The following is a 5,421-nucleotide window of genomic DNA, read 5'->3' on the forward strand; positions in this document are numbered from 1 at the left end:
GGCGATCATGCCGCAAGGCATGATCATGGGCCGCGACACGCCGGCGGAAGCCATGCGTGACATGGCTGCAACCAATCCGCATCGCGTCACGGCATCCTATGGCCTTGCCGCCAAAGGCGACCAGGAACTGCCATTCCGCCTGGAGAACGGCGTCAAGGTGTTCGACCTCAGGCCCTCAGTGGTCCGCTGGCAGATCCTGCCCAATGTCGCGGTCGACGCCTATGCCTACAACGGCCAGATCCCCGGTCCGCGCATCCACATTCGCCAGGGCGATAAGGTTCGCATCGACGTCACCAATGACCTGCCTGAGGAGACCACGGTGCATTGGCACGGCATGATCCTGCCGAACCAGATGGATGGGCCCGCCGAGATCACCCAGCCGCCGATCGAGCCTGGGCAATCCTATTCCTACGAATTCACCGCGACCCAGCACGGGACCTATTTCTATCATCCGCATGCCAAGCCGGACCGTACCCAGGCGCTGGGGCTCTATGGGGCGCTGATCATCGACCCTGCCAATCCCGCCGACGAGGTTCAGGCTGACCACGACTATGTGATCGAACTTCAGGAATGGCTGGTGCGCGATGGACTGACCTATCCTTCGATGCCGATGGAAGGCGGTATGCCGAACTTCTTCACCATCAACGGCAAGGCCTATCCCGCAACCGACGCCATCCCCATGAAGGTGGGCGAGACGCTGAAGGTGCGTTTCATCGGCACCAATAATGGCTTCGTCCATCCCATGCATATCCATGGCGGACCCTTCGAGGTCGTCGCTCGTGACGGTGAGACGCTTCCTCCCTCGGCGCGCTTTCTGGCCGATACGATCAATGTCGGGCCAGGACAGCGCTATGACGTCGTCTGGAAGGCACGGCGTCCCGGCAAGTGGCTCATCCATTGCCACATCCCGCATCACACGACGAACAACAATGTCGAGGAAAAGGGCGGCGGCGGGCTGATGGTCGTGATCGACGTCGGTTAAATCTGCCACCCCCCTGTGGATTTACCTGTGTCATCGGGGGGCGCGTTGTTGCGCGCTACTTCTTGATAATGGTTCCGTTGCGCAAGTCGAATGCTTCGGTACCGCGAGCCTGGCGATAGAAATCATCCTGCAATTCACCCCATTCGCCGAGAAAGGCGCCGCAATTGCTGCAATGAATTGGCGTCGACTCGTTGGCGTCGTCGGGAATGTCCATTTGGATGGTCCCACAAGCCTTGCAATCGAGTTTGTCGTCCAGCCGTCGTCCCATTTCCCAATGATTGCGCATTTTCGACCATGAGCCAATTGTCGATTTCGTACCAAATCGCATCGACCATGGCTCATCGGTCAATCGCGAGAGTCAAAAAGGACGGCCAGACCCAGTTCCCGTGCCAGCTCGATGATCGTCTCCATCAATTCATCATCTGTATCCTGCAAATAAGGCGCGTCCCTGCGAGCGGCCTCTATCGCCGCTTTGACCGAAACGATGTCGCCGTATCGCGCACTTCGAAGCTCTTCTGCCAGAAACGCCTTGGCGGTACCGACAGGTCTTATTGCCCATCTGGCGATGCTCATGCGGCTCCCTCCCATGGTCACCTCAGCTTCATTTTGATCCTGTCCAAGGTGCAGATCAATCGATGGTACGATTCCGTACGGAGCTACCCAACCGGTTGGAGACAGCCGTGTGACGAACGCCTTGGCCAGGGTTTTCGGCGTCTCTCTGGGGTGAGTTGGGGCGAAATCGCCCGGTGGGACCGGCCTTGCGGAACCATCGCTCAGCATGGGGGTTTCTTCAAAATCTCCCTCGAAGAATGCAAGGAGCGACCATGCGCATGTTGACGATAGCTGTCGCGCTTTCCGGGGCGGTCACCATTCAGCCCGTCTACGCCCAAACTATCGGACCGCAGCTTCCCCAGGTGACGCCACCGCAGGGCGAAGCGCAGCCGGAGCTGGCGCCGCCCGATCCAGGCTCTGCCGGTTTGAATTTCACCGGCGTCGCCATTGTCGCCGTCGAGGATTTGCCGGACGAAATCAAGGCGCAGGCCGATGCCGTGATTAACCAGACCAGCGCCGAAGATTTGCTTCGCCTGCAAAGCTCCGTCGATGCCTCACCTCAGGCGACGTCGGCTTTGAGAGCGAATGGGCTCAATTCCTCGCAGGTTGTCGCTGCAAACATAGATGGCGATGGCACGCTGACGCTGATCATTCAGACGACGACTTGAGGCATCGAACCATACGCATCACTGAATCGACGAAATGCAGTCGCGGAGAGCAGCAATGGTCGAAGCCGCCGTTCGCAACTTCACCATCAATTTCGGGCCACAGCATCCCTCCGCCCATGGTGTTCTTCGGTTGGTGCTCGAACTGGACGGCGAGATCGTCGAGCGTGCCGATCCGCATATTGGCTTGCTCCATCGAGGCACCGAAAAACTCATAGAGCACAAGAACTATTTGCAAGCGCTGCCCTATTTCGATCGGCTCGACTATGTCGCGCCGATGAACCAGGAGCATGCGTTCTGCCTCGCCGCCGAAAAACTGCTCGACATAACAGTTCCAAAGCGTGGGCAGCTTGTCCGTGTTCTTTTTTGCGAAATTGGCCGGCTTCTGTCGCATCTCCTCAATGTCACGACCCAGGCCATGGATATCGGCGCCCTGACGCCGCCGCTTTGGGGATTTGCGGAGCGCGAGAAGCTGATGGTCTTTTACGAGCGCGCCTCCGGCGCTCGCATGCATGCGAATTACTTCAGAATCGGCGGCGTGCACCAGGATTTGCCTGCGAAGCTTCTCGACGACATCTGGGCTTTCTGCGATCCGTTCCTCAAAGTCTGTGACAACCTCGACGATCTGCTCACCGGCAGCCGCATCTTCAAGCAGCGCAATGTCGATGTTGGTGTGATCGGGCTGGATGATGCCTGGCGCTGGGGATTTTCCGGCGTGATGGTACGCGGATCGGGCGCGGCATGGGATTTGCGCAAGGCACAGCCATACGAATGTTACCCTGACATGGATTTCGACATCCCCGTCGGCAAGAACGGAGACTGCTATGACCGTTATCTCGTCCGTATGGAGGAGATGCGCCAGTCGGTGCGGATCATGAAGCAATGCCTGGAAAAACTGCGGTCATCCGAAGGCCAGGGGCCGGTCGCGATTCCGAACCAGAAGATCACGCCGCCGCGGCGCGCCACGATGAAACGCTCTATGGAAGCGACCATCCAGCATTTCAAACTTTATACCGAGGGGCATCGCGTGCCGGCGGGAGAAGTCTACGCCGCGGTTGAAGCGCCAAAGGGAGAATTCGGCGTTTATCTGGTTTCTGACGGGGGCAACGTCCCTTACCGGTGCAAAATACGTGCGCCATCTTTCGCCCATCTGCAGGCGATGGATTTCCTGTCTCGAGGGCACATGATCGCCGACGTTGCCGCGATCATCGGGTCGCTCGACATCGTGTTTGGCGAGATAGATCGTTAGTCCTCGGCAGGTTGCGCGCTTGCCCCGCGATGCAGAAATTCCCTCTCATGCGTGGACGGGAGGCTCTTCATTCTCGTCGGGGTTGGGCAGCGGAGTCTCGTCCGGAAGCGTTTCCGGTTCGGGTTCCTCGATCGGCTCCGGCTTCCATGTTGGAGGCGGCACGGGCATATCGCGATTTGGGTCTGGCTGTCTTGGCTGTGGCATCTAACTATCTCCGTTCAGTCGGAACAACTCGTCCGCCGTGGCATGGTTCCTGGCAGAATACAGCCATCGAGATCGTTGCGCCCTCAAGGCAGGCGCACGTTGGTCCGCCCACGGATGCCGGCGCAAAAGTTGCAGATCGTTCGGAACCGGTCGGATTTTCGAGCCGTTGTCGTCGAAATCGACCAAGGAGAAGCGTGATGAAGGACAAGTCAGGAGATATCGACCATACATTGCCGCAGGTCGCCATCGACGATCAGCAGGTGCGACAGCTGGCCGCCACGACCGATTTGCCGTCAAGGCAGGCACGCGAACTGGTGCGCCGTCACGGCAACGATCCGCGGAAGCTGGAAGAGTTGGCGAGGTCGATCAACGCCACCAACTGAGTCCAGGCCAATGGGCATCGACGGCGCAAGCCGTTGGCATCAGATTTCCAGCAAGGCGTAGGGGCGGCCGCCAGGTTTGGCCACATGCATGGCGACGTTGTAGACCTTGGCTCCGCCAGGCGTTTGGCCTTCGTAAGAACCGCGATGTGCATGACCGTGCACGACAGCACTGACCTGGAATCGATCGATCGTTTCGGCCAGACGTGAAGAGCCCAGAAACGGAAATATTTCCAGCGGTTCTCCCGCGACGGTGTCGGCAATCGGCGCGTAGTGAAGGATCACCAGCGTGCGCTTGGCCCGCACCTGGCGCATCGCATTTTCAAGTCGCATTGCCTCGTTCACGCTTTCCGCGACCATCGTCTTGATCGCCGGTTCCCCGAATGAGCCGAGCATGCGTGACCCGAAGCCGCCTATGAATCCCTTCACGCCGACAAAACCGACCTCCTCGATTTCGACTGTCTGCCCGTCGAGGAGGTGAACATGCGCCTGCCGCAGGATCTTCGTGACGTCTTCCACCGCACCGGACTCGTAGTCATGATTGCCGAGGACTGCCACAACCGGGATCGAGCAGTTGCGCAGATCCTCGGCCAGCATCTCCGCTTCACGAGGCTTGCCGAGATTGGTCAGATCTCCCGTGAGAACGAGAATGTCCGCTTCGCTCGATATCTCGCCGAAGAGGTCTCGATACGAGTTTTGTGCATCTTCCCGCACATGGAGATCCCCGACCGCGGCAACTTTGAGCGCGCGTGCGCCGTCCTTGGGCGCGCTGCTCTTGACGGGATCAGCCATCACGGAATTCTCCCACACCACCGACGCCGGCGAAGCCCCATTCCTTGACGTCGATCTCGTAGTCGGTTTGCGAAAGCAGCCGCCCACGGCAGATCTTCATCCTTGGAGACGGCAATTGCCGTTGCTTGGCGAGGCGGTCGAGCAATTCATCGAGCAACCAGGCCGGGATATGATCCCGCTCGCTCGGATAGATCCATCTGAAATTGATAAGCTGCATCAACAGAACCTCCCAATGAACCTCCAGATAAGAAAGCAGCCGGTGCCAATCGATCTGATCGCCCGCCTTGAGAATCGTATGAGCGATATCGGCGCCGTCGTGTCGCCCTCTGTCCTGGATAAAGCATTTGGACCAGATGAGTTCGGTCGGGCCGATGATCCGCACCCTGCTGCCCAACAGCTCGGTTTGGCGGGCGTGTTCCAGCCACAGGTCGCCAACAGGCACCGTGCCGTTGGCCGAGCCGAAGATGACGTCGAAGAAATGCGTGCCCTTGAACACCTTGCCGAGCCACCGGTCGTCCTCGATTTCGACGGCATATCCAAGCTGCTTGAAATGGGCGAGGATCCGCGCGTAGTCGCCTGCCTTGCAGAAGATATCGA

Annotated in this window: 8 protein-coding genes; 4 read left to right on the plus strand and 4 right to left on the minus strand. The window is 59.0% G+C overall.

Features of this window, described 5'->3' with window-relative positions:
* Positions 1 to 982 (plus strand): copper oxidase (locus EN879_RS23105; RefSeq protein WP_164774533.1); only part of this gene is annotated, 982 nt, incomplete at its 5' end.
* Positions 983 to 1,037: 55 nt separating this feature from the next.
* Here EN879_RS23105 and EN879_RS39095 read toward each other — a convergent pair.
* Positions 1,038 to 1,331, minus strand: a complete 294-nt coding sequence (locus EN879_RS39095) for a hypothetical protein (RefSeq protein ID WP_164745831.1) — start codon at positions 1,329 to 1,331, stop codon at positions 1,038 to 1,040.
* Positions 1,328 to 1,555, minus strand: coding sequence for a hypothetical protein (locus EN879_RS23115; RefSeq protein ID WP_013531524.1), 228 nt, complete (start codon positions 1,553 to 1,555; stop codon positions 1,328 to 1,330). The genes EN879_RS39095 and EN879_RS23115 overlap by 4 nt, the downstream gene beginning before the upstream one ends.
* A 251-nt stretch (positions 1,556 to 1,806) precedes the next feature.
* On the opposite strand from EN879_RS23115, the gene EN879_RS23120 reads away from it, so the two are divergent.
* The 3 genes from EN879_RS23120 (at position 1,807) to EN879_RS23135 (ending at position 4,035) form a co-directional block, all read left to right on the plus strand.
* Entirely contained in the window at positions 1,807 to 2,202 is a 396-nt protein-coding gene (locus EN879_RS23120; protein WP_013531523.1) for a hypothetical protein, read from the plus strand.
* Positions 2,203 to 2,257: 55 nt separating this feature from the next.
* A complete protein-coding gene (locus tag EN879_RS23125) occupies positions 2,258 to 3,448 on the plus strand; it encodes an NADH-quinone oxidoreductase subunit D (RefSeq protein WP_063168035.1) in 1,191 nt (396 codons plus the stop codon).
* Between the two features lie 401 nt (positions 3,449 to 3,849).
* Entirely contained in the window at positions 3,850 to 4,035 is a 186-nt protein-coding gene (locus tag EN879_RS23135) for a hypothetical protein (RefSeq protein ID WP_013531520.1), read from the plus strand.
* 39 nt (positions 4,036 to 4,074) lie between these two features.
* Here the strand turns inward: EN879_RS23135 and EN879_RS23140 are convergent, their stop codons facing one another.
* On the minus strand, positions 4,075 to 4,824 hold the full coding sequence (locus EN879_RS23140) for a metallophosphoesterase (protein WP_013531519.1): 750 nt from the start codon (positions 4,822 to 4,824) through the stop codon (positions 4,075 to 4,077).
* Positions 4,817 to 5,421 (minus strand): hypothetical protein (locus tag EN879_RS23145; protein ID WP_127274264.1); only part of this gene is annotated, 605 nt, incomplete at its 5' end. The genes EN879_RS23140 and EN879_RS23145, both read right to left, overlap by 8 nt.

The sequence above is a fragment of the Mesorhizobium sp. M7A.F.Ca.AU.002.02.1.1 genome (assembly GCF_003998535.1).
GTDB lineage: Bacteria > Pseudomonadota > Alphaproteobacteria > Rhizobiales > Rhizobiaceae > Mesorhizobium > Mesorhizobium ciceri.

Coding starts and splice junctions, on each gene's coding strand:
- EN879_RS23135 (WP_013531520.1), top strand. CDS start 3,850: ATGAAGGACAAGTCAGGAGATATCGACCATACATTGCCGCAGGTCGCC.
- EN879_RS23140 (WP_013531519.1), bottom strand. CDS start 4,824: ATGGCTGATCCCGTCAAGAGCAGCGCGCCCAAGGACGGCGCACGCGCG.
- EN879_RS23115 (WP_013531524.1), bottom strand. CDS start 1,555: ATGAGCATCGCCAGATGGGCAATAAGACCTGTCGGTACCGCCAAGGCG.
- EN879_RS23120 (WP_013531523.1), top strand. CDS start 1,807: ATGCGCATGTTGACGATAGCTGTCGCGCTTTCCGGGGCGGTCACCATT.
- EN879_RS23125 (WP_063168035.1), top strand. CDS start 2,258: ATGGTCGAAGCCGCCGTTCGCAACTTCACCATCAATTTCGGGCCACAG.